The organism is Pseudomonas sp. FP1742, from assembly GCF_030687145.1.
Taxonomy (GTDB): domain Bacteria; phylum Pseudomonadota; class Gammaproteobacteria; order Pseudomonadales; family Pseudomonadaceae; genus Aquipseudomonas; species Aquipseudomonas frederiksbergensis_D.
Genome location: NZ_CP117460.1, coordinates 94,387 through 119,981 on the forward strand (window position 1 = coordinate 94,387; position 25,595 = coordinate 119,981).

29 protein-coding genes are annotated in these 25,595 nt (G+C 58.3%); 10 read left to right on the forward strand and 19 right to left on the reverse strand.

All coding sequences use genetic code 11. From position 1 onward, the window contains the following. Nucleotides 1–84: 84 nt before the first annotated feature. Nucleotides 85–372 (reverse strand): YheV family putative zinc ribbon protein, encoded by a 288-nt coding sequence (locus tag PSH64_RS00435; RefSeq protein WP_019651191.1) that lies wholly within the window; start codon nt 370–372, stop codon nt 85–87. Further along, nucleotides 369–2,420, reverse strand: a complete 2,052-nt coding sequence (prlC, locus tag PSH64_RS00440; protein ID WP_105342722.1) for an oligopeptidase A — start codon at nt 2,418–2,420, stop codon at nt 369–371. The genes PSH64_RS00435 and prlC overlap by 4 nt, the downstream gene beginning before the upstream one ends. A 101-nt stretch (nt 2,421–2,521) precedes the next feature. Between prlC and PSH64_RS00445 the strand changes: the two genes are divergently transcribed. Next, the gene (locus PSH64_RS00445) at nt 2,522–3,067 is read left to right on the forward strand and encodes a gamma carbonic anhydrase family protein (RefSeq protein WP_105342724.1); all 546 of its coding nucleotides are present in this window, start codon (nt 2,522–2,524) and stop codon (nt 3,065–3,067) included. A gap of 47 nt (nt 3,068–3,114) precedes the next feature. Continuing rightward, nucleotides 3,115–3,765, forward strand: coding sequence for an HAD family hydrolase (locus tag PSH64_RS00450; RefSeq protein ID WP_305479570.1), 651 nt, complete (start codon nt 3,115–3,117; stop codon nt 3,763–3,765). A gap of 90 nt (nt 3,766–3,855) precedes the next feature. Here PSH64_RS00450 and PSH64_RS00455 read toward each other — a convergent pair whose 3' ends face one another. Then, nucleotides 3,856–4,947, reverse strand: coding sequence for an aminopeptidase (locus PSH64_RS00455; RefSeq protein WP_105342789.1), 1,092 nt, complete (start codon nt 4,945–4,947; stop codon nt 3,856–3,858). A 60-nt stretch (nt 4,948–5,007) separates the two neighbouring features. Here PSH64_RS00455 and PSH64_RS00460 point away from each other — a divergent pair, with 60 nt between their 5' ends. Beyond that, on the forward strand, nt 5,008–5,424 hold the full coding sequence (locus tag PSH64_RS00460) for a hypothetical protein (protein WP_105342728.1): 417 nt from the start codon (nt 5,008–5,010) through the stop codon (nt 5,422–5,424). Between the two features lie 40 nt (nt 5,425–5,464). Next, nucleotides 5,465–5,884, forward strand: coding sequence for a hypothetical protein (locus PSH64_RS00465; protein ID WP_105342730.1), 420 nt, complete (start codon nt 5,465–5,467; stop codon nt 5,882–5,884). Nucleotides 5,885–5,890: 6 nt separating this feature from the next. Here PSH64_RS00465 and PSH64_RS00470 read toward each other — a convergent pair whose 3' ends face one another. Continuing rightward, a complete protein-coding gene (locus PSH64_RS00470; protein WP_105342732.1) occupies nt 5,891–6,124 on the reverse strand; it encodes a DUF1161 domain-containing protein in 234 nt (77 codons plus the stop codon). Nucleotides 6,125–6,300: 176 nt separating this feature from the next. Continuing rightward, nucleotides 6,301–6,732, reverse strand: a complete 432-nt coding sequence (locus PSH64_RS00475; RefSeq protein ID WP_105342735.1) for an OsmC family protein — start codon at nt 6,730–6,732, stop codon at nt 6,301–6,303. Between the two features lie 237 nt (nt 6,733–6,969). Here PSH64_RS00475 and PSH64_RS00480 point away from each other — a divergent pair, with 237 nt between their 5' ends. Next, nucleotides 6,970–7,971: an LLM class flavin-dependent oxidoreductase gene (locus tag PSH64_RS00480; protein WP_105342737.1), complete on the forward strand. Its 1,002-nt coding sequence runs from the start codon at nt 6,970–6,972 to the stop codon at nt 7,969–7,971. Between the two features lie 64 nt (nt 7,972–8,035). On the opposite strand, the gene PSH64_RS00485 is transcribed toward PSH64_RS00480, so the two are convergent. Beyond that, entirely contained in the window at nt 8,036–8,260 is a 225-nt protein-coding gene (locus PSH64_RS00485) for a DUF1161 domain-containing protein (RefSeq protein WP_105342739.1), read from the reverse strand. A gap of 130 nt (nt 8,261–8,390) precedes the next feature. Next, entirely contained in the window at nt 8,391–8,606 is a 216-nt protein-coding gene (locus PSH64_RS00490) for a dodecin (RefSeq protein WP_008027736.1), read from the reverse strand. A 157-nt stretch (nt 8,607–8,763) separates the two neighbouring features. On the opposite strand from PSH64_RS00490, the gene PSH64_RS00495 reads away from it, so the two are divergent. Continuing rightward, nucleotides 8,764–9,090 (forward strand): YqjD family protein, encoded by a 327-nt coding sequence (locus PSH64_RS00495; RefSeq protein ID WP_105342741.1) that lies wholly within the window; start codon nt 8,764–8,766, stop codon nt 9,088–9,090. Here the strand turns inward: PSH64_RS00495 and PSH64_RS00500 are convergent. Next, the gene (locus PSH64_RS00500) at nt 9,087–9,980 is read right to left on the reverse strand and encodes a LysR family transcriptional regulator (protein ID WP_105342743.1); all 894 of its coding nucleotides are present in this window, start codon (nt 9,978–9,980) and stop codon (nt 9,087–9,089) included. The genes PSH64_RS00495 and PSH64_RS00500 overlap by 4 nt on opposite strands. 112 nt (nt 9,981–10,092) lie before the next feature. On the opposite strand from PSH64_RS00500, the gene trpB reads away from it, so the two are divergent. Then, a complete protein-coding gene (gene trpB, locus PSH64_RS00505) occupies nt 10,093–11,328 on the forward strand; it encodes a tryptophan synthase subunit beta (protein WP_105342746.1) in 1,236 nt (411 codons plus the stop codon). After that, nucleotides 11,328–12,140 (forward strand): tryptophan synthase subunit alpha, encoded by an 813-nt coding sequence (trpA, locus tag PSH64_RS00510; protein WP_105342748.1) that lies wholly within the window; start codon nt 11,328–11,330, stop codon nt 12,138–12,140. Before trpB ends, trpA begins: the two co-directional genes overlap by 1 nt. A gap of 166 nt (nt 12,141–12,306) precedes the next feature. On the opposite strand, the gene PSH64_RS00515 is transcribed toward trpA, so the two are convergent. From PSH64_RS00515 to PSH64_RS00565, 11 genes are all read right to left on the reverse strand, one after another. Beyond that, entirely contained in the window at nt 12,307–14,268 is a 1,962-nt protein-coding gene (locus PSH64_RS00515) for a DUF4105 domain-containing protein (RefSeq protein ID WP_305479575.1), read from the reverse strand. Next, nucleotides 14,265–14,585, reverse strand: coding sequence for a DUF2388 domain-containing protein (locus PSH64_RS00520; protein ID WP_105342753.1), 321 nt, complete (start codon nt 14,583–14,585; stop codon nt 14,265–14,267). Before PSH64_RS00520 ends, PSH64_RS00515 begins: the two co-directional genes overlap by 4 nt. A 28-nt stretch (nt 14,586–14,613) precedes the next feature. Next, a complete protein-coding gene (locus PSH64_RS00525; RefSeq protein ID WP_105342755.1) occupies nt 14,614–14,931 on the reverse strand; it encodes a DUF2388 domain-containing protein in 318 nt (105 codons plus the stop codon). 192 nt (nt 14,932–15,123) lie between these two features. Next, complete coding sequence (locus tag PSH64_RS00530) at nt 15,124–15,441, reverse strand: DUF2388 domain-containing protein (protein ID WP_105342757.1); 318 nt, start codon at nt 15,439–15,441, stop codon at nt 15,124–15,126. Between the two features lie 124 nt (nt 15,442–15,565). Further along, nucleotides 15,566–15,775 carry a DUF1127 domain-containing protein gene (locus tag PSH64_RS00535; RefSeq protein WP_105342760.1) on the reverse strand — a complete coding sequence of 70 codons (210 nt, stop codon included), beginning with the start codon at nt 15,773–15,775 and terminating at the stop codon, nt 15,566–15,568. A 257-nt stretch (nt 15,776–16,032) separates the two neighbouring features. Beyond that, nucleotides 16,033–16,248, reverse strand: a complete 216-nt coding sequence (locus PSH64_RS00540) for a DUF1127 domain-containing protein (protein WP_008018491.1) — start codon at nt 16,246–16,248, stop codon at nt 16,033–16,035. Between the two features lie 319 nt (nt 16,249–16,567). After that, complete coding sequence (locus PSH64_RS00545; RefSeq protein ID WP_105342762.1) at nt 16,568–18,061, reverse strand: acetyl-CoA hydrolase/transferase family protein; 1,494 nt, start codon at nt 18,059–18,061, stop codon at nt 16,568–16,570. A 187-nt stretch (nt 18,062–18,248) separates the two neighbouring features. Beyond that, a complete protein-coding gene (locus PSH64_RS00550) occupies nt 18,249–19,685 on the reverse strand; it encodes an NAD(P)(+) transhydrogenase (Re/Si-specific) subunit beta (RefSeq protein WP_305479576.1) in 1,437 nt (478 codons plus the stop codon). After that, the gene (locus PSH64_RS00555; RefSeq protein ID WP_003187010.1) at nt 19,685–20,008 is read right to left on the reverse strand and encodes an NAD(P) transhydrogenase subunit alpha; all 324 of its coding nucleotides are present in this window, start codon (nt 20,006–20,008) and stop codon (nt 19,685–19,687) included. The genes PSH64_RS00550 and PSH64_RS00555 overlap by 1 nt, the downstream gene beginning before the upstream one ends. Nucleotides 20,009–20,023: 15 nt before the next feature. Beyond that, nucleotides 20,024–21,145: a Re/Si-specific NAD(P)(+) transhydrogenase subunit alpha gene (locus PSH64_RS00560; RefSeq protein ID WP_007940761.1), complete on the reverse strand. Its 1,122-nt coding sequence runs from the start codon at nt 21,143–21,145 to the stop codon at nt 20,024–20,026. A 433-nt stretch (nt 21,146–21,578) separates the two neighbouring features. Further along, on the reverse strand, nt 21,579–22,478 hold the full coding sequence (locus tag PSH64_RS00565; RefSeq protein ID WP_305479578.1) for a LysR family transcriptional regulator: 900 nt from the start codon (nt 22,476–22,478) through the stop codon (nt 21,579–21,581). Nucleotides 22,479–22,635: 157 nt separating this feature from the next. On the opposite strand from PSH64_RS00565, the gene PSH64_RS00570 reads away from it, so the two are divergent. Next, complete coding sequence (locus PSH64_RS00570) at nt 22,636–23,817, forward strand: acyl-CoA dehydrogenase (RefSeq protein ID WP_105342770.1); 1,182 nt, start codon at nt 22,636–22,638, stop codon at nt 23,815–23,817. A gap of 13 nt (nt 23,818–23,830) precedes the next feature. Then, nucleotides 23,831–25,051, forward strand: coding sequence for a CaiB/BaiF CoA-transferase family protein (locus PSH64_RS00575; protein ID WP_305479579.1), 1,221 nt, complete (start codon nt 23,831–23,833; stop codon nt 25,049–25,051). Nucleotides 25,052–25,595 lie beyond the last annotated feature (544 nt).

The following is a 25,595-nucleotide window of genomic DNA, read 5'->3' on the forward strand; positions in this document are numbered from 1 at the left end:
GAATGTGGCCAGCCTAAAAGGAAGCGCAGGGGAAAGGTGGTAGATAGATACCACCTTCCACGGGAGTGAAAGGTGGTGTTCCAGTCAGTTTTGCTCGTCAGGTTTTTTCTTCAACTTCGGGTTCGGAAAGAACTGCACGGCCTGAACCTTGGCGTCCGGCACCTTGAGTGCCGAAGTATTGACCCGGGTGCCCAATTCCTTGGGCACCGACAGACCTTGTTCATTCAGCGTGTCGGAATAACCGCAGGCCACGCACTCGCGATGCGGAACGGTATCTTCGTTCCACATCATCAATTTGTCCGGCTCGCTGCAGGCCGGGCAGACCGCCCCGGCGATAAAGCGCTTTTTGGTAATCACTGGACCCTCACTCATGCTGCCGCGTCCTCGGTCAGGCCGCTGTGGCGCAAGAGTGCGTCAATCGACGGCGCACGGCCACGGAAGTCGACGAACAGCACCATTGGCTCCTGAGAACCGCCGCGAGCCAGGATCGCTTCGCGGAAGGCACGACCGGTCTCGGCATTGAGCACGCCGTCTTCTTCGAACTTCGAGAAGGCATCGGCTGACAATACTTCTGCCCACTTATAGCTGTAGTAACCCGCCGCGTAACCACCGGCAAAGATGTGGGCGAAGCTGTTGGGGAAACGGTTGTAGGCCGGTGGACGCATGACCGAAACCTCATCACGCACGCCTTCAAGCACTTGCAGCACATTGCGACCGTCACCGTGGGTGGCGTGCAGTTCGAAGTCGAACAGCGAGAATTCCAGTTGGCGGACCATCATCAGGCCGGACTGGAAGTTCTTCGCCGCGAGCATTTTCTCCAACAAATCCTGAGGCAGCGGCTCGCCGGTTTCGTAGTGACCGGAAATCAGTGCCAGACCTTCAGGCTCCCAGCACCAGTTTTCCATGAACTGACTTGGCAGCTCGACCGCATCCCAGGCCACACCGTTGATGCCGGACACGCCAGCGTGCTCGACGCGGGTCAGCAGGTGATGCAGGCCGTGACCGAATTCATGGAACAGGGTGGTCACTTCGTCGTGGGTCAGCAGGGCTGGTTTACCGCTGTCGGCCGGGGTGAAGTTGCACACCAGGTTCGCCACCGGGCTTTGCAGCACGCCATTGATCGTGCGGCGATGATCGCGGGCGCCGTCCATCCAGGCGCCGCCACGCTTGTTGGCGCGGGCATACAGGTCGAAGAAGAAGCGGCCGACGTGCTGGCCGTTTTCCTTGATTTCGAACAGGCGGACGTCCGGGTGCCAGGCATCGAAGCCTTTCAGCTCGGCGATCTCGATGCCGTACAGGCGTTGGACAATGGCGAACAGCCCACCCAGAACCTTGTCGATCGGGAAGTAGGCGCGAAGGGTTTCCTGGGCGACGCTGTAGCGTTGCTCGCGAAGTTTTTCACCGTAGAAACCGCTGTCCCAGCTTTGCAGGTCCGGGCAACCCTGTTCGGCGGCGTAGGCCTTGAGCTGCTCCAGATCCCGGACGGCGAACGGCTTGCTGCGCTTGGCCAGGTCGCGCAGGAAGCTGAGAACCTGATCGCTGGATTCGGCCATTTTGGTGGCCAGGCTCAGCTCCGAGAAGCTGGTGAAACCCAACAGTTTTGCCAGTTCCTGACGCAGGTCGAGGATTTCTTCCATGACCGGGCCGTTATCGTTCTGACCGGCATTCGGGCCTTGGTCCGACGCACGGGTGCAGTAGGCGGCGTAGACTTCTTCGCGCAGGGCACGGTCCTGGGCGTAGGTCATCACCGCGTAGTAACTCGGGAATTCCAGGGTGATCAGCCAGCCGTCGAGGTCTTTGGCTTGCGCAGCGGCGGCCATCTGCGCCTTGGCCGAATCGGTCAGGCCGGCGAGGGCGGCTTCGTCAGTGATGTGCTTGGTCCAGGCCTGGGTGGCGTCGAGCAACTGGTTGGAGAAGCGACTGCCCAGCTCCGACAGTTTGCTCTGCACGTCGGCGTAACGTTTTTGTTCGGCTTCAGGCAGGTCGATACCCGACAGGCGGAAGTCACGCAGGGCGTGTTCCAGGATGGTTTTCTGCGCCACGTCGAAACCGGCGGCCTCGGGACTGTTGGCCAGCGCTTCATAGGCCTGGAACAGTTCACGGTTCTGGCCCAGCTCGGTGGCGTAGGCGCTCAGGGCCGGCAGGCAGGACTCGTAGGCCTCGCGCAACTCAGCGCTGTTGCACACGGCATTGAGGTGGCTGACCGGGCTCCAGGCGGCGCCCAGACGATCGTTGAGTTCGTCCATCGCCAGCACAAGGCCGGCCCAGGTCGGTTGTTTGCCCTGGGTCTTGAGGATTTCGACAATGGCGGCGCGGTTGTCAGCCAGGATCTTTTCAATGGCCGGTTGCACGTGTTCGGCACGGATCGCCGAGAACGGCGGCAGGTCGTAGGACTGCAGAAGAGGGTTGTTCACGCTCACGGTTGGCACCTTGGCTGGAAAACATGCGGGAAGAAACATGCGCCCATCTTAATTACAATCGACGCTCACCGCAGCTATCGGCAACAGAGAGAAACCCTATCGTGACCCTTCGCAAGTATCAGAATCACACGCCACTGCTGGGGAAAGGCGCCTTTGTCGACGGCTCGGCAGTGGTGATCGGCGACGTCGAAATCGGCGAAGACAGCTCCGTCTGGCCACTGACGGTGATCCGCGGTGACATGCACCGCATCCGAATCGGTGCGCGCACCAGCGTGCAGGATGGCTGCGTGTTGCACATTACTCACGCCGGGCCATTCAACCCCGATGGCTTTCCATTACTGATCGGTGACGATGTGACCATCGCGCACAAAGTCATGCTGCATGGTTGCGCCGTGGGCAACCGGATTCTGATCGGCATGGGCAGCATCGTCATGGACGGTGCGGTGGTCGAGGACGATGTGATCATCGGCGCCGGTAGCCTGGTGCCACCGGGCAAGCGCCTGGAAAGCGGTTTCCTCTACGTCGGCAGCCCGGTGAAACAGATCCGGCCGCTCACCGAAAAGGAAAAAGCCTTTTTCACCTACAGCGCGGCGAACTACGTGAAGCTCAAGGATCTGCATCTGGCCGAAGGCTACGACCAGCTCTAAGCCTTCTTTGAATACGGTAAGCGTCTCGCTATTGCCCAGGAATTTTCATGCATTACCAAACCGTACTGTTCGACCTTGATGGCACGTTGACCGACCCGCGCGAAGGCATCACCCGCTCCATCCAGTTCGCCCTGGGCAAATTGGGCATCGATGAGCCGGACCTGACCAGGCTTGAGCACTTCATCGGCCCGCCGTTATTGCAGGCGTTCATGCAGTTCTACAACTTCGACGAGCCCAAGGCCTGGAAAGCGGTGAACTTCTATCGCGAGCGTTTCAAGGTCACCGGCCTGTATGAAAACCGCGTGTTCGACGGCGTCACGCCGCTGCTGGAAACCCTCGGTGGGCAAGGGCGACAGCTGTACATCGCGACCTCCAAACCATGGGTTTTCGCCCGGGAAATCGCCCGGCACTTCGACTTCGCCAAACATTTCAAGATGATTTACGGCAGTGAGCTGGACGGCACGCGGACCAACAAAGTGGAGCTGATTGCGCATTTGATGGCCGAAGAAGGCCTGGACCCGGCCAATACCCTGATGATCGGCGACCGCAAACACGACCTGATCGGGGCTCGCAGCAATGGGCTGGACGCGGCGGCGGTGGGTTATGGGTTTGGCAGCCGGGAAGAGTTGAGCGCCGAAGCACCGGTGTATCACTTCGAGACACTGGATGAGTTGCATCAGGCGTTTTTGCGGAGTTGATCAAAACCATTCGCGAGCAAGCCCGCTCCCACGATGGACCTGTGTTCGCAGATCCACTGTGGGAGCGGGCTTGCCCGCGAAGAGGCCCGCTCAGTCACCGGAACTCGCTGATCCTGCCAACGCTTTCAATGCCGCCTTACGCTCCTCCATCGGCAACGCGCCCAGCTTCTCCACGGCCGCATAAAACTTCACCCAATCCCCATCGACCTGCCTGAACAATACGGAAAACGCTGGGACCCACTGGTTATACAAACCAAACGGCAGTAATCGGGCGTTGTTCATGGGGGCGTTGATCCAGGCGTCGTAGCGTTTGTTACCCGCCCATTGGCTGTCGCGCAGCGTCCGGTATTCACGGCGCAATTGTTCGAACGCTGCCGCTTTCCGCTCGCGCATCTGGTCGATAGAAAGCGGCAGGGCGTAAAGCCGTTCGAGTCTGGTGCGGGTGCCCAGAAGCAACTGGATAAACTGTTCTTGCTGCCGGGCCAACGCGCCATCGTCCGGTGGCAGGCCTTGGAATGCGCGCCATTGGCGAGTGCCTTCCTGTTCGACAAACGTGGCGAAAGACTCGTTGAACTCAGAGTCGTCCTTTATATAGAAGCGTTGATGAGTGAGCTCGTGAAAAATCAGCGTGGCCAACCGTTCGTCGCCCCAACTCATCATTGAGCTAATGATCGGGTCATTGAACCAACCGAGCGTCGAATAGGCCTCGACGCCGCCAATCGACACGTCCATACCTTGCAGACGCTGCAAGGCCGCCTCTCCACGGGCAGCGCTCTGGCTGTAATACCCGCGATAGGCGACGCATCCAGCGACGGGGAAACAATGATTTTGCGGCTTCAGCGAAAACTCCGGCGTGGCAAAGACGTTCCAGACTACAAACGGCCGGCCAATGTCGGCGTACAAGCGGTAGCTCTGATTGTCCGGCAGATGCAGGTGCTGGCTGGCGAACATTCGCGCCTTTTGTGATTGGGCCAGACGCGCACGCAATTGCCGATCGCGGTCGGGATCGGCAATCACGCTGGCAACCGGCTCCCGTGCCCATAGCAGATGCAGCTGACCACTGGCCAATTGGCCGTAATAGCTGACGCTTGAACAGCCGTTGAGCAACAAAAGAATCACACCCGGAAACAAAATGCGTAAAACGCGATCAAGTAACCCAAGGCTTGGACGCGGCCTGATCAAAATAAAAAACATCCCTGGAAAGTCTGCCCGCAAGACTATCCCGCCTATTGGAGCTCCGCTATGCGCAAGTTGATGCTGACGGGAGGCCTGCTGATGCTGGCCGGTTGTGCCGGATTGCCCACTCCTGATCCTTCGCAGGCCTGGATCGATCTGGATTCACTGCAGCAAGACACCGCGCTGCAAGCGCTGAAAGTCGATGACCAGGCTTCCGTCGACAAGCGTTACTTCGAGGTACAGCCCGGCAGCCATGAGCTGAAGGTTCGCTATTTGTTTGCGGTCCAGCCGACCAACATTGGCCCCGACGCCGAGCCGCTGTGGCGCGATTGCCAGCTGAATGTGAAGTTCAAGGACTTCAACGCCGGGCAGCGGTATCAGCTGCAAGCAGGCAATATCGGTTTTCGGCCGTGGGCAAAGCTTTATGATCAGCAGCGAAAAGTGATTGGCCAGGGCAAACCGGCAGGCTGCCAACGTACCTGATCGGCGCTATGCTGAATAACCAGTCCTTGGGATATTCATCATGCGCAGGTTGTTGCTGTTGCTCGCTGCAGGTGCCTTTGTCGGCTGCACGAGTCCGTTGCCGGCGGTCAATCCGCAGATGGCCTGGGTCGACTTCGCTACGCCGGTTCCCGGCGGGAAATTGCTGATGGCCGATCGTCTGGACAACCAGCGATTGAGCGATGGCCGTTACTTTCAGGTCACCCCGGGTAGCCATGAGCTGAAGGTGCGTTTCGATTTTGAAGTGTTTGGTGGTGGGCCGGGTTTGCTGAACGCTCCTCTGGAGCGAATATGCTACCTGACCATTAATTACGAGCATTTCGAAGCTGGACAGCGTTATCTGCTGGAAGCTCGTGCCATTGCGTTCACCCCCAGCGCCCGGCTGTACAACGCCAAGCGGGAGATTGTCGCCGAAGATCGCGAGACCTACTGCGTCATGTGAGGCGAATCAACTGTCATTTTTTTGGTAGATGATTTTCTTGGTGCCGTATTCGCATGAGCCCACGACCATGTTCTGATCATGCACTTCGTCGTTGGTGACGATTTCCAGAGTGTAGGACGAGACGTTATTGGCCTGGATCTTGGCTTCGATCTCGGCCTTGAGTTCCTCACAGGATTTCGGTGCCGCGAGGGCCGATGTGGCCAGCGTGCAACAGATAACCGCCAAGGCAAAACGTTTCATGGTTGAAGCTCCCTTGAGGCAGCGCGCATGGTGATGCGCTAAAGCTGCTGTCATTTATTCGACCACAATTACGCCAGCCAGGTTTTGTTTCAGCGCAAAAAAAGGATCGCAACCTTCGGCAGCGCCTACATCGGTTGACCTGTAGGCGCTGCCGAAGGCTGCGATCTTTTATCGGTTTAGCTGACCAACGTCGCATCCAGGCTGATTTTCGCATTCAACACCTTGGACACCGGGCAGCCTTCTTTGGCCTTGTTGCTCAGTTCCTCGAATTGCGCCTGGGTCGCCCCGGGGATTTTCGCCTTGAGGATCAGTTTCACCGCGGTGATTGCAAAGCCGCCGTCCACCTGGTCCAGGGTCACTTCGGCGTTGGTGTCGATGCTGTCGGCCTTGAGGCCGGCATCGCCGAGAATCATTGAAAATGCCATGGAGAAACAGCCCGCGTGGGCCGCACCGATCAACTCTTCCGGATTGGTGCCTTTACCGCCTTCGAAACGGGCCTTGAAGCCGTAGGGCGCGTCTCTGAGTACGCCGGTTTCCGTGGAAATCGAGCCGATACCGGTTTTCAGATCACCTTCCCAATGAGCCGATGCTTTCTTTGTGATAGCCATGTCTGCCTCCTCAAGATCCGGCGCGAAACGTCGCGCCTTCGTGGTTTTCGGTTACCAGGGTTCTGAGGATAGACCGTCAGGCAAAGTTCATCTCATCTGATCAGTCCTCTAATCGTGTAGGAATTTTGTCTCGTCTATTGAAACTCGGGTATATGCCCTCATTGCATAGAACACGCTTATAGACTCGGCAGGTTTTCGTTGGTGAAAAACCTGCTTACCCATTGGAGAAGCAGGTTTATGAAACGACTGTCTGAGATCAAGTTTTCGACCCTCGACCTGGTGCCCGTGCGTGAGAACGGCAGTGCGGCCCAATCTCTACGCAATTCCCTGGACCTGGCCCAGCACGTCGAAAAATTCGGCTACAACCGCTTCTGGGTCGCCGAACACCACAATATGGACGGGATCGCCAGTTCGGCGACCTCGGTCCTGCTGGGCTATCTGGCCGGCGGCACTTCGACCATTCGCGTCGGTTCGGGAGGCGTGATGCTGCCCAACCATGCGCCGCTGGTGATCGCCGAGCAGTTCGGCACCCTTGAAAGCCTGTATCCAGGCCGGATCGACCTGGGCCTGGGTCGCGCACCCGGCTCCGACCAGATGACCGCCCGTGCCTTGCGCCGTGAGCGTTCCGGCAGTGCCGACGACTTCCCGGAAGACGTAGCTGAACTGATGCGCTACCTCGGCCCGCGTACACCGGATCAGCGGATCATTGCCATGCCGGGCACCGGCACCAATGTCCCGGTCTGGTTGCTGGGTTCGAGCCTGTTCAGTGCTCAGCTGGCCGGTGAGCGCGGTTTGCCTTACGCCTTCGCCTCACATTTCGCACCGCGCTTCATGCATGAGGCGATTCGCGTCTACCGCAACCACTTCAAGCCTTCAGCCGTATTGGATAAGCCTTACGTGATGCTCGGTGTGCCACTGGTGGCCGCAGACACCGACGAGCAGGCCGATTACCTGGCCACTTCGGTCTACCAGCGGATTCTCGCATTGATGCGTGGCCAGAGCCTGGTGCAACGCCCGCCAGTGAAGACCATGGACGGCTTGTGGCTGCCCCATGAGAAAGAAGCGGTCGGTGATTTCCTGGGGCTGGCCATGGTCGGCAGTCCGCAGAAAATCCGCGCCAAGCTTGAGGTGCTGATCGAACAGACCCAGGCGGATGAACTGATTTTTACCTGTGACCTGTACGAACATGCCGATCGCCTGCACTCTTATGAATTGCTGGCACAGGTCATGAAGGGCTGAGGCGCAAACCGCACCCACAAAAAAGCCGACGCCATTGCGTCGGCTTTTTCATTTTCGAGGACGGTCAGCCCTGCTTGTAGACGATTTGCCTGGAGCCTTTTTCACAGGTGCCGACGACTTTTCCGTCAGCGGCAGCGCCTTTGTCGATGATCTCCAGTGTGTAATTGGAAACACCCCTGGCATCGAGTTTCGCTGCGATTTCGGCTTTCAGCGCGTCGCACGACTTGCCTTGGGCAAAGGCTGTTCCCGCAAGGCTCAACAAACCTACCGCCAAAATAAACTTCTTCATGGGTTGCACTCCCTGGTCGGATCAATAGGGTGAGGGCATCCGGCGATCGACCGGATGCGCTCACCATGCAGCGCTTTGCCATTCCCTATGGCATTAGGCCGGCGCGCAAGTTCAGAAGACTGGCTCAAACTCAGCTGCTGGCTATCCGGAATCCGACTTTAAGCGTTACCTGAAAGTGCGCCGCTTTGCCGTCCTTGATGTGCCCGCGAGTTTCGGTCACTTCAAACCATTCCATGTACTTGAGGCTTTTACTGGCCTCGGCCAGGGCGTTGTTGATGGCGTCTTCGATGCTGGAGGTAGACGAGCCGACCAGCTCGACTTTTTTGTAGGTGTGATGGTCAGTCATGGCGTTCTCCTTGAGGTGTGAAATACAGCCTAGCAGTGATTTTTCTGATTACTTCTGTCGACCAATCCTCGGCTTAAGTTCAGATTTACTGCACTTTCTCGAACCCCTGAAGTCCCAACCAACACACGCCACTCATCAACAATGCAGGAGAGCCATCATGGCCAACACCTCGTTACGCAAAGCCTCATTGCAAAGCATGGAAGCCGAGATCGAGAGTCTGCTTAAATCGTTGGAAAGCCTGAAGGACGACGCCTCGGACGAGTCGCGTAAAACCCTGAAAACGCTGAAAAGCAACGCCGAGAACGCGCTGAAACATTCGCGCCACCTGCTCGCCGATGCCTACGAAGAGGTCAAGGTCAAAACCCGCGAAACCGGGATCGCAACACGTGACTACGCTCAGGAACATCCTTGGACTACAGCCGGTGTCGCCGTCGGTGCATTGGGCCTTCTTGCGGCCTACTTATTGGTCAGGCGCGGTCATTAAGGTGTCTGGCGCAGTTCGTTTTTAAGCCATTGCGCCAGTTGCCGAGCGCGCCCGTCGGCGGCGCGCTTGGGTAGCCACAACGCCAGTTGCGCCGGGGTTTCACGGAAGCCCCATGGCGCAACCAGGCGACCGGCCTTCAAGTCTTCGGCCACCAGCGGCTCGGGTGCGATGGCCACGCCGAGCCCGGCCACTGCCGCCTCCAGTAGATAATACAAATGCTCGAAACCCTGACCGTACTTCAGCGCCTTGGCGTCGAGGCCGCTTTGCTGTGCCCAACTCGGCCAGGCTTGCGGCCGTGAGGTGGTGTGCAGCAAGGGTTCGGTCAACAGTGCATTTGCCGGTGCGTTTTGCAGCCTTTCGTAGCCGACGAATCGCGGGCTCATGACCGGGCCGATGCGTTCGCTGGCCAATTCATAGACCTGCATGTCTGCCGGCCATGGCGGCTCGGCAAACACCAGCAAGGCGTCCAGGCCGGGCCGCCGAGGGTCGAGATCGCCTTCGCCAGCCGACAGGTGCAAGCGCAGATCCGGCAGGTCCGCATTGAGTCGCCCCAGACGCGGAATGAACCAGCGTGCCAGCAGGCTGCCCGAGCAACCGAGCACGAACGGCGCATCGGCGGTGCTTTGGGTCAATTCGGCGCAAACGCTACGCAAGCGCTCGAAGGCTTCGCCGCTGACATCGCGTAAGCGAATACCGGCATCTGTGAGTTTCAAGCCGCGTCCATCCTTGGTGAACAGACTCACGCCGAGGTGCTCCTCCAGCACCTTGAGTTGCCGGCTGACCGCGCCATGAGTGACGTGCAGCTGTTCGGCGGCCTGGCTGACGCTGTTCAGGCGGGCCGTGGCTTCGAAGGCACGAAGAGCGTTCAACGGGGGGAGGTCATGGCTCATGGTATCTGTGAGTTTTCCTGACAGGTTGTGGCGATCTTATCGGTTTTCAGCGTAGGACGTCAGGGGTAGAGTGAACCCCATCGTCACCTCTCGAATACAACTGGAGCGACCCATGACCCAGACTAATCTGCGCAACGGCCCCGACGCCAACGGCCTGTTCGGCGCGTTCGGTGGCCGTTACGTCGCCGAAACCCTGATGCCGTTGATCCTCGATCTGGCTCGCGAATACGAAGCGGCCAAGGAAGATCCGGCATTCAAAGAAGAATTGGCCTACTTCCAGCGTGATTATGTCGGACGTCCAAGCCCACTGTATTTCGCCGAGCGCCTGACAGAGTTCTGCGGTGGCGCGAAGATTTACCTCAAGCGTGAAGAGCTGAACCACACCGGCGCGCACAAGATCAACAACTGCATCGGCCAGATCCTGCTGGCGCGGCGCATGGGCAAGAAACGCATCATCGCTGAGACCGGCGCCGGCATGCACGGCGTGGCGACCGCCACCGTGGCCGCGCGTTTCGGCCTCGATTGCGTGATCTATATGGGCACCACCGACATCGAGCGTCAGCAAGCCAACGTGTTCCGCATGAAGCTGCTGGGCGCCGAAGTGATCCCGGTGGTCGCTGGCACCGGCACCCTCAAGGACGCAATGAACGAAGCCCTGCGTGACTGGGTGACCAACGTCGACAGCACTTTCTACCTGATCGGCACCGTGGCCGGCCCGCATCCGTACCCGGCCATGGTTCGCGACTTCCAGTCCGTTATCGGCAAGGAAACCCGCGAGCAGTTGCAAGCCCAGGAAGGTCGTCTGCCCGACAGCCTGGTGGCGTGCATCGGCGGTGGTTCCAACGCCATGGGCTTGTTCCACCCGTTCCTCGATGACAAGAGCGTCGAGATCATTGGCGTCGAAGCGGCCGGTTATGGCATCGAAACCGGCAAGCACGCGGCCAGCCTGAACGGCGGCGTACCGGGCGTGCTGCACGGCAACCGTACGTTCCTGTTGCAGGACGATGACGGCCAGATCATCGACGCCCACTCGATTTCTGCCGGCCTCGACTATCCGGGCATTGGCCCGGAACACGCCTGGTTGCATGACATCGGCCGCGCCCAGTACACCTCGGTGACCGACGACGAAGCCCTCGATGCATTCCACAAATGCTGCCGCCTGGAAGGGATTATTCCTGCACTGGAAAGCGCCCATGCCTTGGCCGAAGTATTCAAGCGCGCACCGACCCTGCCCAAAGATCACCTGATGGTGGTCAACCTGTCCGGCCGTGGCGACAAAGACATGCAAACTGTGATGCACCACATGGAACACTCTCAACAAGAGCAATCCAAGCAGGAGAAACACTGATGAGCCGCCTGCAAACGCGCTTTGCCGAACTCAAGGAACAGAACCGTGCCGCCCTGGTGACCTTCGTGACCGCCGGCGACCCGAGCTATGACACGTCCCTGGCGATCCTCAAAGGCTTGCCCGGTGCGGGTGCCGACGTGATCGAGTTGGGCATGCCTTTCACCGATCCGATGGCCGATGGTCCGGCGATTCAACTGGCCAACATTCGTGCCTTGGGTGCCAAGCAGAACCTGGCGAAAACCCTGCAAATGGTTCGCGAGTTCCGCGAAGGCAACAGCGAGACGCCGCTGGTGCTGATGGGTTACTTCAACCCGATTCACATGTACGGCGTGCCGCGTTTCATCGCCGAAGCCAAAGAGGCCGGTGTCGATGGCCTGATCGTGGTCGACATGCCGCCGGAGCATAACGCTGAATTGTGCGACCCGGCGCAGGCAGCGGGGCTGGACTTCATCCGTCTGACCACTCCAACGACTGACGATGTGCGTCTGCCGACCGTTCTGAACGGCAGTTCCGGTTTTGTTTATTACGTATCGGTGGCGGGTGTGACCGGTGCGGGCGCGGCGACTCTGGAACATGTCGAAGAAGCCGTCACCCGTCTGCGTCGCCATACCGATCTGCCGATCAGCATCGGCTTCGGTATTCGCACACCGGAACAGGCTGCGGCCATCGCACGTCTGGCCGATGGTGTGGTGGTGGGGTCGGCGCTGATCGATCACATCGCCAATGCCTCGACGCCGGATCAGGCTGTGGAGGGCGTACTCAGTCTGTGCGCGGCCTTGTCCGACGGCGTGCGTAAAGCGCGGGTCAGCTGAGGGTAAAGTTCCTGATGCAGAGGAATTAGCGCCTCATCGCACAGACTAAAAAGGGCTTCAGGACTACGTTCTGAAGCCCTTTTTGCTGTATGTGCGGTGAGGAAGGACTCGATGCGGCAGCCCGCATTCCCGTGTAGGAGCTGGTGGAGGCTGCGATCTTTTGCTTTCAGGGCAGCTCCAATCCACCCGCTGCCTTGTGCAACGTTCTCAAATGTTCGCCAACCTGTTTCAGGTTCTCTTCGTTGGCGGCCATTTCAGCAGCGCGGCTCGGATCGAGTAGCGCCCGCACTTCCTTGTCGAGGTCCCCGGTCAGCGCTTGAAGCTGTTTCTGGCGCAAGCTGCTTTCTGATTCCAGGCGCGTCCACTCGCTCGGCTGCGGCAAGCCATAACCACCAGTGCCAAGCAGTTCGGCCGGACGGCTGAGGAAGCCGCTGTTGGCGAGAATCTGCTGCAAGGTCGCGTTGGCTTTATCCATGCCGCCGTTGTTCAACTCCCGAGCGCCCAGGTAGCGTTGTTTCACTTCGTCCTGGGCCAACACTATTTGTTGGCGAAAACTGGCTTGTTCCAGCAGCAGCAATGCCGCGCTGGTGCGCAAGTCAGCCTGGTCAATCCATTTGCGGCGCTCATCCGCTTTCAATGCCAGCCAGTCTTCGACCTTTTCCTGCTTGATCGGCAAATGCTTTTTCAGCACCTCGAACATCGCTTGGTAGCGATCGCGGAAGGAGTCGAAGCGATAGCCCAGGCGTAATGCTTCGCGAGGGTCGTCGAGCACACTGGTGTCTGCCAGCCCACGGCCCTTGAGCACTTCCAGCAGGCCATTGGGCATGATGCTGTCGAGCCCTGTCAGTTGGGCATTATTGCTGCCACTGCGCAGCAGCTTCAGGCTTTCCACGGCGCAGTTGTTGGACAGGAAGAAGTAGTTGCCGTCGTAACTCCAGTGCATCTCGGCGGCATGTTCCACCACGTCTTCGATCTCGTTGCGCGACAGGTTCAGCGGCACTGAGGCCAGACTGCGCAGTTCGGTCTTGGTGTATTCGTCGATTACCTGGGCCAACGGCAGAACAAACAGTCGCGACGGATATTTGCCCACCAGCCCATCCCAGCTCGACAGCTGTACATCGCCGACGAAGGCGCGGTAGGACAGCACCAGGTGCTGGTCCAGATCGAGGCGGCAGTCCGGCCCGCGAGGCCGACCCGGTGCACAGATCACCAGTCGCAGCATGCTGTGGCCCCAGCGGCTGACCCAGTTCTGGTTGGCTTCTGCCAGCAGATAGTCGACGGCATACACCCGCTCCGGATCGACCTGACCCAAGGGCTGCTTGGCGAAATCGTTACCCGCATTGAGGAAGGCGAATGATTGGGCGCAGGTGTCTTTGGCGGCAGGCGCCCAGCCGAAGTGTTCTTTGTAGTAGCGATACAGCGCAGGGCGGCGGCAGGCATAGCTTGGGTCGAGGAGGAAGTACTCCATGTTGACCGCGACGAACTCCTTCGGACTACTCGTCTCGTAAATGTCCGGGCTGCGGGCAATCTGCCGGTTGTGCTGTTCGCGCTCGCCGCGCCGCCCGACGTATTGCGGCCAGCCGGCGAGGTCAAGCAGGCGAGGGTCGTCGCTGAGGGTCCAGCGTCGTTCGGTCTGCCCGCGGCACTGATCCGGGATGCCGATCGGCCCGGAGCTGCTGTTGCGTTGCGTGCAGCGCTGGATCAGTGTGCGCTCGGCGTCTGGCCACAGGCGTGCGCGGTCATAAATATGGGTGAGTTCGTGCAACACCGTGGCGAGCATTTCTTGGCGCACGGTGCCGTGGGGACGATAGGTTTTTTTGGTCGCGGCGCTGCCGTCGGTGAGGCTGGCGAGCAGATTGCGATTCAGGTCGAGCTCGGACACCAGCGATGCCTGGCCATAGGCATTGCTTGGCATGTTGTCGGTCCAGCCGACATCGATGCGCCGGTCCAGTTGCTCGATGAAGCGTGGCGGTAACGCCTGCAGGGCTTCATCGAGCAGCGCCTGACTGGCCTGCTGTTGCGCGGGGCTCAGGCCGTCGGTCTTGAGTCGTAATTGCAGGCTGGCCTGAGCCGTGTTGCCGAGCAGCAACACGACCCCGGCCAGCAGCCAGGTGCCTAGTGACTTCACAGTGCGAGGATGGCTTCGGCGAGAACCTGATCACTGGCATCGCGGGCTTCCGGTACGCGGGTGCGCAAGGTGCCGAAGGCCGCTTCCAGGTGTGCGCCACGGATTTCACCGTTGGTGGCGACGAAACTGGCTGCATCGTCGTGGGCTTCACGGACGATCTTCGAATCGCGAATGGACGTGGTGGTATCGGAGGTGAAATCAAGTGTGCGCTGGGTGGCGCGAATGATCATGTTGCTGGTGGCTACCAGGGTGTGCGCCTGGGCCACATCGGCCAACAACAGCAAGCCAAGGGTGGCAGCAATCAGTGGGCTACGCATGGAACGACTCCGGAGGAACAAGGGATAACTATTGGACGAGAATTGCCTGTGCCAGTTCAAGGTCACTGGCATGAAGTTTTGGCTGGGCCCGACGCAGGTAAATCAGGGCGGACTCCAGTTGTGCTCCTCGTAGTTGGCCGTCACTGGCAATGAACGCTGCAGCGTCATCCCGGGCGGCGATCAGCAGTTTATGGTCGAAGGGGGCGGAGGTCACCATGCTGGTGGCGTAACCACTGGCAACGGTGCCTTGGGTAGACAGGTTGAAGGCGTCGAAGGCATCCGCCGTATCCGACCAGCAGACCGCGAGAAAAACCGGAGTGATCAACAGGCTTGGAAGAAAACGCATGAGACTCGATAGCTGAAAGCGAGTCTCAAGGCTAGCGTAATGCCCGGACCAGAGCCAGCGCCGAAACATCGGGACACCTGTGGGAGCGGGCTTGCTCGCGAAAGCAGTGTGTCAGGCGCCATCAATGTTGGATGTGCTGACGCCTTCGCGAGCAAGCCCCCTTCCACATGGCTTGCGCGTCAGAGCTGTTGCTTAGATCGTCAGGATGGCTTGGGCCAATTGTGCGTCGGTCGCATTCAGTTGCGGAGCCTGTTGGCGGATATGGTCAAGTGCGCTTTCCAGTTTCACACCACGGATGGCGCCTTCACTGGCGACGAAGCTGGCGGCGTCGTCACGGGCAGCACGGACGATTTTGTCGTCGCGAAAGGAGGACGAAACATCCGAAGTCGCGTCGGAGGAAGCCTTCAGTCCACCAACAATGGAATCGGTGGTCACGATAAAGCTGGTGGCGTGGGCATTGGCTGCCATGGCAAGCAGGGCGGCAGCGCTGAGCAGACGAAGGCGGGACATGAGGTAACTCCTTTGGATAAACCGATTGAGAGGTGGCACAGAATCAGACGCCTGTCGTAAAGCGTTTGCCACGTTCTGTCTGGATATTAGGCCCGAGCATATGGGTTAGAAAAGTCCCGTCTGTTCATGCAGAAAGCTGGCGCCAGAATGGTTTGTCCAATTCGTTGAGTCGGTCGCAACGACTGATGCCCAGATCCGATAGCTGCTGATCGTTGAGTTGGGCCAGTAAACGCAGGGTTCGGACCCTTTCCAGGCTGTCGGTGAGCGCCTTTAGCAATCGTCGCAGTTTGTCCGGGCGAGGCGTGATGACAGAAATATTTAGTAAGTTTTTCATCAGGCAGTCCTTTCGCCAATGGGTCGGGATCACTGATGACTCCCGTTGCACCTCCAGGTACAGGCAAGCGCAGATAAAATTGTACTGGTTAAGTATGTGTAAATTACAAACTGTACCTGTTGATGGTTATCTCCTCTGTAGACCTTGATATGAAGCCCAAAACGACAAAACCCGTCGTGGTTTCCCACGACGGGTTTTGTTTGTTCAATTCGGGTTGCTGGCGGTGGACCCGGTGGGTCAGAGCCAGCGACGCTAACTTAGCGCCAGAACGGCTTGCTCAGCTCTTCGTAGCGTTGTGCTTCGCTAATCCCGGCATCGGCCAGCAGACGCGAATCCAGACGAGCCAGTTGATGGCGGCTGGTGATGCGGCGCTGCCATAGCATCAGGTTGGCGATAACGCGCAGAGGCAGGGAAGCCTGGGTTTTAGCAGCAGTGTCTTCGAAGAACAGTTCGGAACTGAGTGTACGTTCCATGGTTGACATCCTTCCGCTTATGGCGGGATTAGGTAGTGGTTTAACTGATGCCAATGATCCTCTCGTTTGGCCAGTCACTGTAGATACAGTTCATCTGTATTGTGAGAGACCAGTTAACTGTTAAACGATGGTGTACTGGTCAAAATTGAGGCAACTGTACCTATGAGCACCAATATAGTGCATTTGTTGGTGTTTTGATGAAAAAGGTAGGCAATTTCGGTAGGAAAAGACCGGTACAGCAGTACAGTTTTTGATTGAAAATGGTTCTTCGATAGCGAGCTGACGAAACTGTGTTTGCGTCAGCTGTTATCTGGATCTATTACACCGCCAGCATGCGCCCGGTTTCTTCCAGGTTGATGTGCCAACTCAGGGCATCGCGCAGGATGTGCGGGGTGTGTCCGCCGACTGCACAAGCGGCGGTGAAGTAGTCATTCAAGGCCGGGCGATAGTCGGGGTGAACACAGTGGTCGATGATGACGCGGGCACGCTCACGCGGAGCCAGGCCACGGAGGTCGGCCAGGCCGATCTCGGTCACGAGGATATCGACGTCATGCTCGGTGTGATCGACGTGGCTGACCATGGGGACCACGCTGGAAATGGCGCCGCCCTTGGCGATCGACTTGGTGACAAAGATCGCCAGGTGCGCATTGCGCGCAAAGTCGCCTGAGCCGCCGATACCATTCATCATCCGCGTGCCGCAGACGTGGGTGGAGTTGACGTTGCCGTACAAGTCGAATTCCAGCGCGGTGTTGATGCCGATGATGCCCAGGCGTCGTACCACTTCAGGGTGATTGGAGATTTCCTGAGGGCGCAACACCAGCTTGTCCTTATAGCGCTCCAGATTCCCGAACACATCGGCATTTCGCCGGCTAGACAGGGTGATCGAACTGCCCGAAGCAAAGCTCAGCTTGCCGGCATCGATCAGATCGAATGTCGAATCCTGCAACACTTCGGAGTACATGGTCAGGTCTTCAAATGGCGAGTCGATCAAGCCGCACATCACCGAATTGGCGATGGTGCCGATCCCGGCTTGCAGCGGGCCGAGCTTGTTGGTCATGCGCCCGGCAGCCACTTCTTGTTTGAAGAAGTCGATGAGGTGATCGGCGATGGCCTGGGTGTCCACATCTGGCGGCAGTACGGTAGACGGTGAGTCAGACTGATTGGTGATCACGATCGCCACGATCTTTTCCGGTGGGATAGGAATGGCGGTGCTGCCAATGCGATCGTCGACCTTCACCAGCGGAATCGGCGTGCGGGTCGGGCGGTAGGTGGGGATATAGATGTCGTGCAGGCCTTCGAGATTCGGGTTGTGCGCCAGGTTGATCTCGACAATCACATGCTTGGCGAAAATCGCGAAGCTGGCCGAGTTGCCTACCGAGGTAGTGGGCACGATATGGCCCTGCTCAGTGATTGCCACGGCTTCGATGACCGCGATGTCCGGTAGCTTGAGTTGCTGATTGCGCAGTTGTTCGACGGTTTCCGACAGGTGCTGGTCGATGAACATGACTTCACCGGCATTGATCGCTTTGCGTAGGGTGCTGTCCACCTGGAACGGCATGCGCCGCGACAGTACGCCAGCTTCAGTCAATTGCTTGTCGAGGTCGTTGCCCAGGCTGGCACCGGTCATCAAGCTTATTTTCAGTGGCGTGACCTTGGCGCGTTCGGCGAGTGCATGAGGCACAGCCTTGGCTTCGCCGGCTCGGGTAAAGCCGCTCATACCGACGGTCATCCCGTCTTGAATCAGAGCGGCAGCGTCGGCGGCGCTCATCACCTTGTCCAACAATGAAGGCAAGCGAATACGGTCACGGTACATAATTGTTATCTCGGGAAACGGAAGCAAGGAGCGCAGTCTAGTGAATTTGAGCGGCGCCCGTCCCGCTACCAAGGTCGCATTCGAGCCGTCTATTCCGGTGTTTTCAAACAAAACACTATTACCGGATCGGTAACAGACACAAACAAAAACGCCCCGACGAGTCGGGGCGTTCAGATTGCCGAGGGGTTTATTCGACGGCTTTGACCATGTCCTCGATGACTTTCTTCGCGTCGCCGAAAACCATCATGGTTTTGTCCAGATAGAACAACTCGTTGTCCAGGCCGGCATAGCCGCTGGCCATCGAGCGCTTGTTGACGATGATGGTCTTGGCCTTGAAGGCTTCGAGAATCGGCATGCCGGCAATCGGCGATTTCGGGTCGTTCTTGGCTGCCGGGTTCACCACGTCGTTGGCGCCGAGCACCAGCACCACGTCGGCCTGGCCGAACTCGGAGTTGATGTCTTCCATCTCGAACACCTGGTCGTAAGGCACTTCGGCCTCGGCCAGCAATACGTTCATGTGGCCAGGCATGCGACCGGCAACCGGGTGGATCGCATACTTCACCGTCACGCCGCGGTGGGTCAGCTTCTCGGTCAGCTCTTTCAACGCATGCTGCGCGCGAGCTACCGCCAGGCCATAGCCTGGAACGATGATCACGGTATCGGCGTTGGTGAGCAGGAAGGTGGCGTCGTCAGCCGAACCGGATTTCACTGGACGGGCTTCTTTGGAGCTCGCCGGGCCTGCAGCATCCGCGGTGTTGCCGAAACCGCCGAGCAGCACGTTGAAGAATGAACGGTTCATCGCCTTGCACATGATGTACGAGAGGATCGCACCAGACGAACCCACCAGCGAGCCGGCAATGATCAACATCGAGTTGTTCAGCGAGAAGCCGATACCCGCTGCCGCCCAGCCGGAGTAACTGTTGAGCATCGACACCACGACGGGCATGTCGGCGCCGCCGATCGGGATGATGATCAGTACACCCATCACGAAGGCCAGGGCCAGCATCAGAACAAACGCGCTGAGATTGCCGGTCAGCATGAAGGTGATGCCCAATGCCAGCGTCGCCAGGCCCAACAGCAGGTTCAGCTTGTGTTGACCGCTAAACTGTACTGGTGCGCCCTGGAACAGGCGGAACTTGTACTTGCCCGACAGCTTGCCGAATGCGATCACCGAACCGGAGAAGGTGATTGCACCGATGGCCGCGCCGAGGAACAGCTCCAGACGGTTGCCCGCCGGAATCGAATCTCCCAGATGTTTAACGATACCCAGGGACTGCGGTTCGACCACTGCCGCGATAGCGATGAACACTGCGGCCATACCGATCATGCTGTGCATGAAAGCGACCAGCTCCGGCATCTTGGTCATTTCAACGCGCTTGGCCATGATCGAACCGGCAGTGCCGCCGACCAGCAAACCGATGATGACGTAGCCGATGCCGGCTGTAGCGAGCTCTGCTCCTAGCTTATAAATGAGGCCGATCGTGGTGAGGATCGCCAGGGCCATGCCGAGCATGCCGTACGCGTTGCCGCGCCGCGACGTGGTCGGGTGCGACAGGCCTTTGAGGGCCTGGATGAAGCAGATCGACGCGATCAGGTACAGCGTCGTTACCAGATTCATGCTCATTACTTGGGCGCCTCTTCTTTTACGGCTTTCGGGGCTTTTTTCTTGAACATCTCAAGCATGCGGCGGGTTACCAGGAAACCACCGAACACGTTCACCGCTGCCAGGGCCACCGCCAGGGTGCCCATGGTCTTGCCCAGTGGCGTCACAGTCAAAGCGGCCGCCAGCATGGCGCCGACGATCACAATCGCCGAAATGGCGTTGGTCACCGCCATCAACGGCGTGTGCAGTGCAGGTGTAACGTTCCAGACCACGTGATAACCGACATAAATCGCCAGCACGAAGATGATCAGGTTGTAGATACCGGGGGAGATAAGCTCTTCCATCGTCTGAATCCCTGCTTAGGCGTTTTTGCGGATGACTTGGCCGTCGCGGCACATCAGGCACGCGGCGACGATGTCGTCTTCGAGGTTCACTTCGAACTGGCCTTCTTTGTTGAAGACCAGCTTCAGGAAGTCCAGCAGGTTGCGCGCGTACAGTGCCGAAGCGTCTGCCGCGACCGCGCCGGCCAGATTGGTCGGGCCTACAATGGTCACGCCATTGGAGACCACGACCTGATCCGCCACGGTCAACGGGCAGTTGCCGCCCTGGGCTGCGGCGAGGTCGATGACCACCGAGCCTGGCTTCATCTGCGCCACGGTTTCGGCGCTGAGCAGCGTCGGCGCCTTGCGGCCCGGAATCAGTGCAGTAGTGATGACAATGTCAGCCTGCTTGGCGCGCTCATGTACGGCCAAGGCTTGGCGCTGCATCCAGCTGGCCGGCATTGGGCGCGCATAACCGCCAACCCCGACGGCGCATTCGCGCTCTTCATCGGTTTCATACGGCACATCGACGAATTTCGCACCCAGGGATTCGATTTGTTCCTTCACCGCAGGACGCACATCGGAAGCCTCGATCACTGCACCCAGACGTTTCGCCGTGGCGATCGCCTGCAAACCGGCCACGCCGGCGCCGAGAATCAGCACGCGCGCCGCTTTCACGGTACCCGCGGCAGTCATCAGCATTGGCATGAAGCGTGGGTAGTAGTGAGCGGCCAGCAACACGGATTTATAACCGGCGATGTTCGCTTGGGAGGACAGCACATCCAGGCTCTGGGCGCGGGAGGTGCGTGGCGCAGCTTCCAGCGCAAACGCGGTAATGCCGCATTCGGCCAGTTTGGCGATGGTTTCATTGCTGAACGGGTTGAGCATGCCGACCACTACGGTGCCGCTCTTGATCAGCGTCAGTTCGCTGTCGCTGGGGGCGACCACTTTGAGAATCAGCTCGGCACCAAACGCATCATTGGCGCTGCCAATGGTTGCGCCTGCTGCTTCATAGGCACTGTCGACAACGCTGGCATTAATGCCGGCGCCGCTTTGTACAGTGACCTTATGACCCTGGCCGATCAGCTTCTTGATGGTTTCCGGGGTTGCAGCAACCCGTGTTTCACCCGTCTGGGTTTCGAGAGGAACACCAATGTGCACGTCAAATCTCCTGCGTGATCTTATTGAGTAAACCCAGGCACTTCGGATGGTGCGGCTGGGGCGGCCGATCAGCACGATCCCGCCAAATCAGGGCGGGGCGCGGCATTTTGCAGGCGAACTTTGTGCCCTTCAAGGGATTATGACGGGTGACGGAAAATTAACTACAAGTCACCCCGTGACCGAATGTCGCACCGCCCGGTTAAATCCCTTGCAGGCCGTGGCTTCTAAGGATTTTCGCCAAAATTCAAGAATTTACACATCTGTACGGTGAATAGGTTGTCATTGTTTGCCAATAGAGGCTCAAAGCCACGTATTCAAACGCTTGTGGGACGTTTGTGCTGTTTGTCGATACAGTCTGTCAATATGCGACAAATACTTACATCTGTAGTGCTTTTGTTTTGCTGACTACGAAGTCAGTTAATGGTGTGGGTCTTTATCCTTCTAGGTTGTAACTGTGTGCCTGGTTCACCAGCCAATCGCGAAATGCTTTTAAAGAGGCGGATTCGACCTTTCGTTCGGGAATCATCAGGTAATAGGCCTTAATGCTCGATAGTGCTTGGGCATTGGCGATGACCAGGCGCTTCTCCGCCAATTCGCGCTGAATCAGAAACGGTGGAATCAGTGCGATCCCCATGTCGTGCATCGCCGCTTGGGCGAGCATGGAGAATAGCTCGTAACGCGGTCCTGTCATGTCTCGCGGGATATTCAGGTTCTGGGAGTTGAACCATTGGCGCCAGGCATAAGGGCGCGTGGTCTGTTGCAGCAACGGCAGCTCGGCGATTTCGCCGGGGCTCAGCTTCGTTTTTTGGCCCAGCAGTGTGGGGCTGCACACCGGCATCGGGTTTTCGCCCATTAGCCTGTGGGACTCGGTACCTGGCCAGTCGGCGTCACCGAAATAGATCGCGGCATCGAAGTCTGTGTCGGCAAACAGAAAGGGACGCGTGCGGTTGGTGAGGTTTACCGTCACTTCCGGGTGTTTGTGCTGAAAGTCCTTGAGGCGGGGCAGCAGCCATTGAGTGCCGAAGGTCGGAACCACTGCCAGCTCGATCATGTTGGCGCCTTGCTGGCCCATCACCGACAAGGTGTCCCGTTCAACCGCGTCGAGTTGGGTGGCCACCCGGCGGCTGTAGGAAAGCCCGGCTTCCGTCAGTTTCACTCCACGCCGCGAGCGTCGGAACAATTCGACGCTGAGGAACTCCTCGAGGCTGGCGATCTGTCGGCAAATCGCTCCCTGGGTGAGAGAAAGCTCCAGGGCTGCCTTGGTAAAACTCTCGTGGCGTGCTGCAGCTTCAAAGCTGATCAGGGCCGTTGTACTGGGAATCTTCCTGCGCATGTACGTCAACCTCACTAATACATCGCATAAAGGCTATTTTGCGATGTTTCGAAGTGAGAAATTAGCACAACACTATGCAAAATCCTCGTTTGCCGTGACGCCGAACCGGGCCTAGGATCAATCCACGTTATTTGACCCGATTCGAGAGGACTCACTCATGGGCGGTAAAGCTAGCTTCAACTGGATCGATCCCCTGCTGCTGGATCAACAGCTCACTGAAGAAGAACGCATGATTCGCGATACGGCTCAGCAATTCGCTCAGCAGAAGCTCGCACCGCGTGTTCTCGAAGCTTTCCGTCATGAGAAGACTGACCCGGCGATCTTCCGTGAGATGGGTGAAGTGGGTCTGCTGGGGGCGACCATCCCAGAGCAATACGGTGGCAGTGGCCTGAACTACGTCAGCTACGGCCTGATTGCCCGTGAGGTCGAGCGTGTCGACTCCGGCTATCGCTCGATGATGAGCGTGCAGTCCTCGCTGGTCATGGTGCCGATCAACGAATTCGGTACCGAAGCCCAAAAGCAGAAGTACCTGCCAAAACTGGCTACAGGCGAATGGATCGGTTGCTTCGGTCTGACCGAGCCCAACCACGGTTCCGATCCAGGTGCGATGATCACTCGTGCACGCAAAGTGGAAGGTGGCTATAGCCTCACCGGCAGCAAGATGTGGATCACCAACAGCCCGATCGCTGATGTTTTCGTGGTTTGGGCCAAGGACGATGCGGGCGATATTCGCGGCTTTGTATTGGAGAAAGGCTGGAAAGGCCTGAGCGCTCCCGCGATTCACGGCAAGGTGGGCTTGCGCGCATCCATCACCGGCGAGATCGTCATGGACAACGTATTTGTCCCTGAGGAGAACATCTTTCCGGATGTCCGCGGTTTGAAAGGTCCTTTTACCTGCCTTAACTCGGCACGGTACGGCATTTCCTGGGGCGCACTGGGCGCCGCCGAGTTCTGCTGGCATACCGCTCGCCAGTACACCCTTGATCGTCAGCAGTTTGGTCGACCATTGGCAGCCACTCAGTTGATTCAGAAGAAGCTGGCCGACATGCAGACCGAAATCACTCTGGCGCTGCAAGGCTGCCTGCGTCTGGGGCGTATGAAAGATGAAGGCACTGCTGCGGTCGAGATCACGTCGATGATGAAGCGCAACTCTTGCGGCAAGTCCCTCGACATCGCTCGCATGGCTCGCGACATGCTGGGTGGCAATGGTATCTCCGATGAGTTCGGTGTGGCTCGCCACCTGGTCAACCTGGAAGTGGTGAATACCTATGAAGGTACCCACGATGTCCATGCATTGATCCTCGGTCGCGCGCAGACCGGCATCCAGGCGTTCTATTAATAGGAGAACGGCCATGGGCGCGCTTTCGCATCTACGGGTACTGGATTTATCGCGGGTGCTCGCCGGGCCTTGGGCCGGGCAGATCCTGGCGGACCTTGGCGCTGAAGTCATCAAGGTCGAGCGCCCGGGCAATGGCGATGACACGCGCGCCTGGGGGCCTCCGTTCCTTAAGGACGCCTATGGAGAGAACACCAGCGAGGCGGCCTATTACTTGTCCGCCAATCGCAATAAGCAATCGGTGACCATCGACTTTACGCGGCCCGAAGGGCAGCAGCTGGTGCGTGAGTTGGCGGCAAAGTCGGACATCCTCATCGAGAACTTCAAGGTTGGAGGTCTCGCGGCTTATGGGTTGGACTACGAGTCGCTCAAGGGCATTAATCCGAAGCTGATCTATTGCTCCATCACCGGGTTTGGTCAAACCGGTCCGTATGCCAAGCGTGCAGGTTATGACTTCATGATTCAGGGCTTGGGCGGCCTGATGAGTTTGACCGGTCGCCCCGAGGGGGATGAGGGGGCGGGTCCGGTGAAAGTCGGCGTGGCGCTGACAGATATTTTGACCGGCCTCTATTCAACGGTAGCAATCCTTGCGGCCCTGGCTCATCGGGATCAAGGGGGCGGCGGTCAGCACATTGATATGGCCTTGCTGGATGTTCAGGTGGCTTGTCTGGCCAATCAGGCGATGAACTACCTGACTACAGGCATTGCGCCTAAACGCCTGGGCAATGCTCACCCGAATATTGTGCCTTATCAGGACTTTCCTACGGCCGATGGCGACTTCATTCTCACCGTGGGTAATGATGGTCAGTTCCGCAAGTTTGCAGAAGTGGCTGGGCAGCCGCAGTGGGCGGATGATCCACGTTTCGCGACTAACAAGCTGAGAGTGGCCAATCGAGCGGTATTGATTCCGCTGATCCGCCAGGCGACCGTGTTCAAGACCACTGCTGAATGGGTCGCGCAGCTTGAGCAAGCAGGCGTGCCGTGTGGGCCGATCAATGATCTGGCCCAGGTGTTTGCCGATCCTCAGGTTCAGGCGCGTGGGTTGGCCATTGAGCTGCCTCATGTTTTGGCCGGGATAGTTCCGCAGGTTGCGAGCCCGATACGCCTGTCCAATACGCCAGTGGAATACCGCAGTGCACCTCCTCTATTGGGTGAGCACACGCTGGAGGTTCTGCAACGGGTGTTGGGCCTGGATGCCGACACAGTGGCTGCTTTCAAAGTGGCTGGGGTCCTCTAAGGTTCTCTTCTATATAGATGGGATGGTTTTGCTTACCTATATAGACGGGAGGTGGGCGGTTTTCCGGCTTTCCGCAAGCTATTGATAGAAACGCAAAATTAAAGGTTGACGGCAGATTCTGGACGTCTATAATTCGCCCCACTTCCGGCGCAGTCGAAACGGAAAACTCCTTGGTAAACAATGAGTTACGCAGTTTTCGGCAGCGGTTACGCTTCAGTTCATCGAGGCCGGAAGGAGTTGGTAAGGCAGTGTGTTATCGCCTTATTGACGGTTCGATCTTCTCGGTCGAAAGCGGAGAAAAAGAGGTGTTGACAGCAGCGACTAACGCTGTAGAATTCGCCTCCCGCTAACGAGAGATCGGAAGCGCAAGTGGTTGAAGTTGCAAAGGAAACTTTGAAAACTTCGAAAAATAACCGCTTGACAGTAACAGAGGCTGCTGTAGAATGCGCGCCTCGGTTGAGACGAAAGCTCTTAACCAACCGCTCTTTAACAACTGAATCAAGCAATTCGTGTGGGTGCTTGTGGAGTCAGACTGATAGTCAAC

Excerpts from the sequence above, each read along its gene's own strand:
- PSH64_RS00465 (WP_105342730.1), top strand. The coding sequence starts at position 5,465 with ATGCGCAGGTTGTTGCTGTTGCTCGCTGCAGGTGCCTTTGTCGGCTGC.
- PSH64_RS00565 (WP_305479578.1), bottom strand. The coding sequence starts at position 22,478 with ATGCGCAGGAAGATTCCCAGTACAACGGCCCTGATCAGCTTTGAAGCT.
- PSH64_RS00435 (WP_019651191.1), bottom strand. The coding sequence starts at position 372 with ATGAGTGAGGGTCCAGTGATTACCAAAAAGCGCTTTATCGCCGGGGCG.
- PSH64_RS00500 (WP_105342743.1), bottom strand. The coding sequence starts at position 9,980 with ATGAGCCATGACCTCCCCCCGTTGAACGCTCTTCGTGCCTTCGAAGCC.
- PSH64_RS00450 (WP_305479570.1), top strand. The coding sequence starts at position 3,115 with ATGCATTACCAAACCGTACTGTTCGACCTTGATGGCACGTTGACCGAC.
- PSH64_RS00460 (WP_105342728.1), top strand. The coding sequence starts at position 5,008 with ATGCGCAAGTTGATGCTGACGGGAGGCCTGCTGATGCTGGCCGGTTGT.
- PSH64_RS00485 (WP_105342739.1), bottom strand. The coding sequence starts at position 8,260 with ATGAAGAAGTTTATTTTGGCGGTAGGTTTGTTGAGCCTTGCGGGAACA.
- PSH64_RS00550 (WP_305479576.1), bottom strand. The coding sequence starts at position 19,685 with ATGAGCATGAATCTGGTAACGACGCTGTACCTGATCGCGTCGATCTGC.
- PSH64_RS00490 (WP_008027736.1), bottom strand. The coding sequence starts at position 8,606 with ATGACTGACCATCACACCTACAAAAAAGTCGAGCTGGTCGGCTCGTCT.
- trpB (WP_105342746.1), top strand. The coding sequence starts at position 10,093 with ATGACCCAGACTAATCTGCGCAACGGCCCCGACGCCAACGGCCTGTTC.
- PSH64_RS00530 (WP_105342757.1), bottom strand. The coding sequence starts at position 15,441 with ATGTCCCGCCTTCGTCTGCTCAGCGCTGCCGCCCTGCTTGCCATGGCA.
- PSH64_RS00570 (WP_105342770.1), top strand. The coding sequence starts at position 22,636 with ATGGGCGGTAAAGCTAGCTTCAACTGGATCGATCCCCTGCTGCTGGAT.
- PSH64_RS00535 (WP_105342760.1), bottom strand. The coding sequence starts at position 15,775 with ATGAAAAACTTACTAAATATTTCTGTCATCACGCCTCGCCCGGACAAA.
- PSH64_RS00480 (WP_105342737.1), top strand. The coding sequence starts at position 6,970 with ATGAAACGACTGTCTGAGATCAAGTTTTCGACCCTCGACCTGGTGCCC.
- PSH64_RS00540 (WP_008018491.1), bottom strand. The coding sequence starts at position 16,248 with ATGGAACGTACACTCAGTTCCGAACTGTTCTTCGAAGACACTGCTGCT.
- trpA (WP_105342748.1), top strand. The coding sequence starts at position 11,328 with ATGAGCCGCCTGCAAACGCGCTTTGCCGAACTCAAGGAACAGAACCGT.
- PSH64_RS00575 (WP_305479579.1), top strand. The coding sequence starts at position 23,831 with ATGGGCGCGCTTTCGCATCTACGGGTACTGGATTTATCGCGGGTGCTC.
- PSH64_RS00555 (WP_003187010.1), bottom strand. The coding sequence starts at position 20,008 with ATGGAAGAGCTTATCTCCCCCGGTATCTACAACCTGATCATCTTCGTG.
- PSH64_RS00475 (WP_105342735.1), bottom strand. The coding sequence starts at position 6,732 with ATGGCTATCACAAAGAAAGCATCGGCTCATTGGGAAGGTGATCTGAAA.
- PSH64_RS00495 (WP_105342741.1), top strand. The coding sequence starts at position 8,764 with ATGGCCAACACCTCGTTACGCAAAGCCTCATTGCAAAGCATGGAAGCC.
- PSH64_RS00545 (WP_105342762.1), bottom strand. The coding sequence starts at position 18,061 with ATGTACCGTGACCGTATTCGCTTGCCTTCATTGTTGGACAAGGTGATG.
- PSH64_RS00470 (WP_105342732.1), bottom strand. The coding sequence starts at position 6,124 with ATGAAACGTTTTGCCTTGGCGGTTATCTGTTGCACGCTGGCCACATCG.
- PSH64_RS00520 (WP_105342753.1), bottom strand. The coding sequence starts at position 14,585 with ATGCGTAGCCCACTGATTGCTGCCACCCTTGGCTTGCTGTTGTTGGCC.
- PSH64_RS00525 (WP_105342755.1), bottom strand. The coding sequence starts at position 14,931 with ATGCGTTTTCTTCCAAGCCTGTTGATCACTCCGGTTTTTCTCGCGGTC.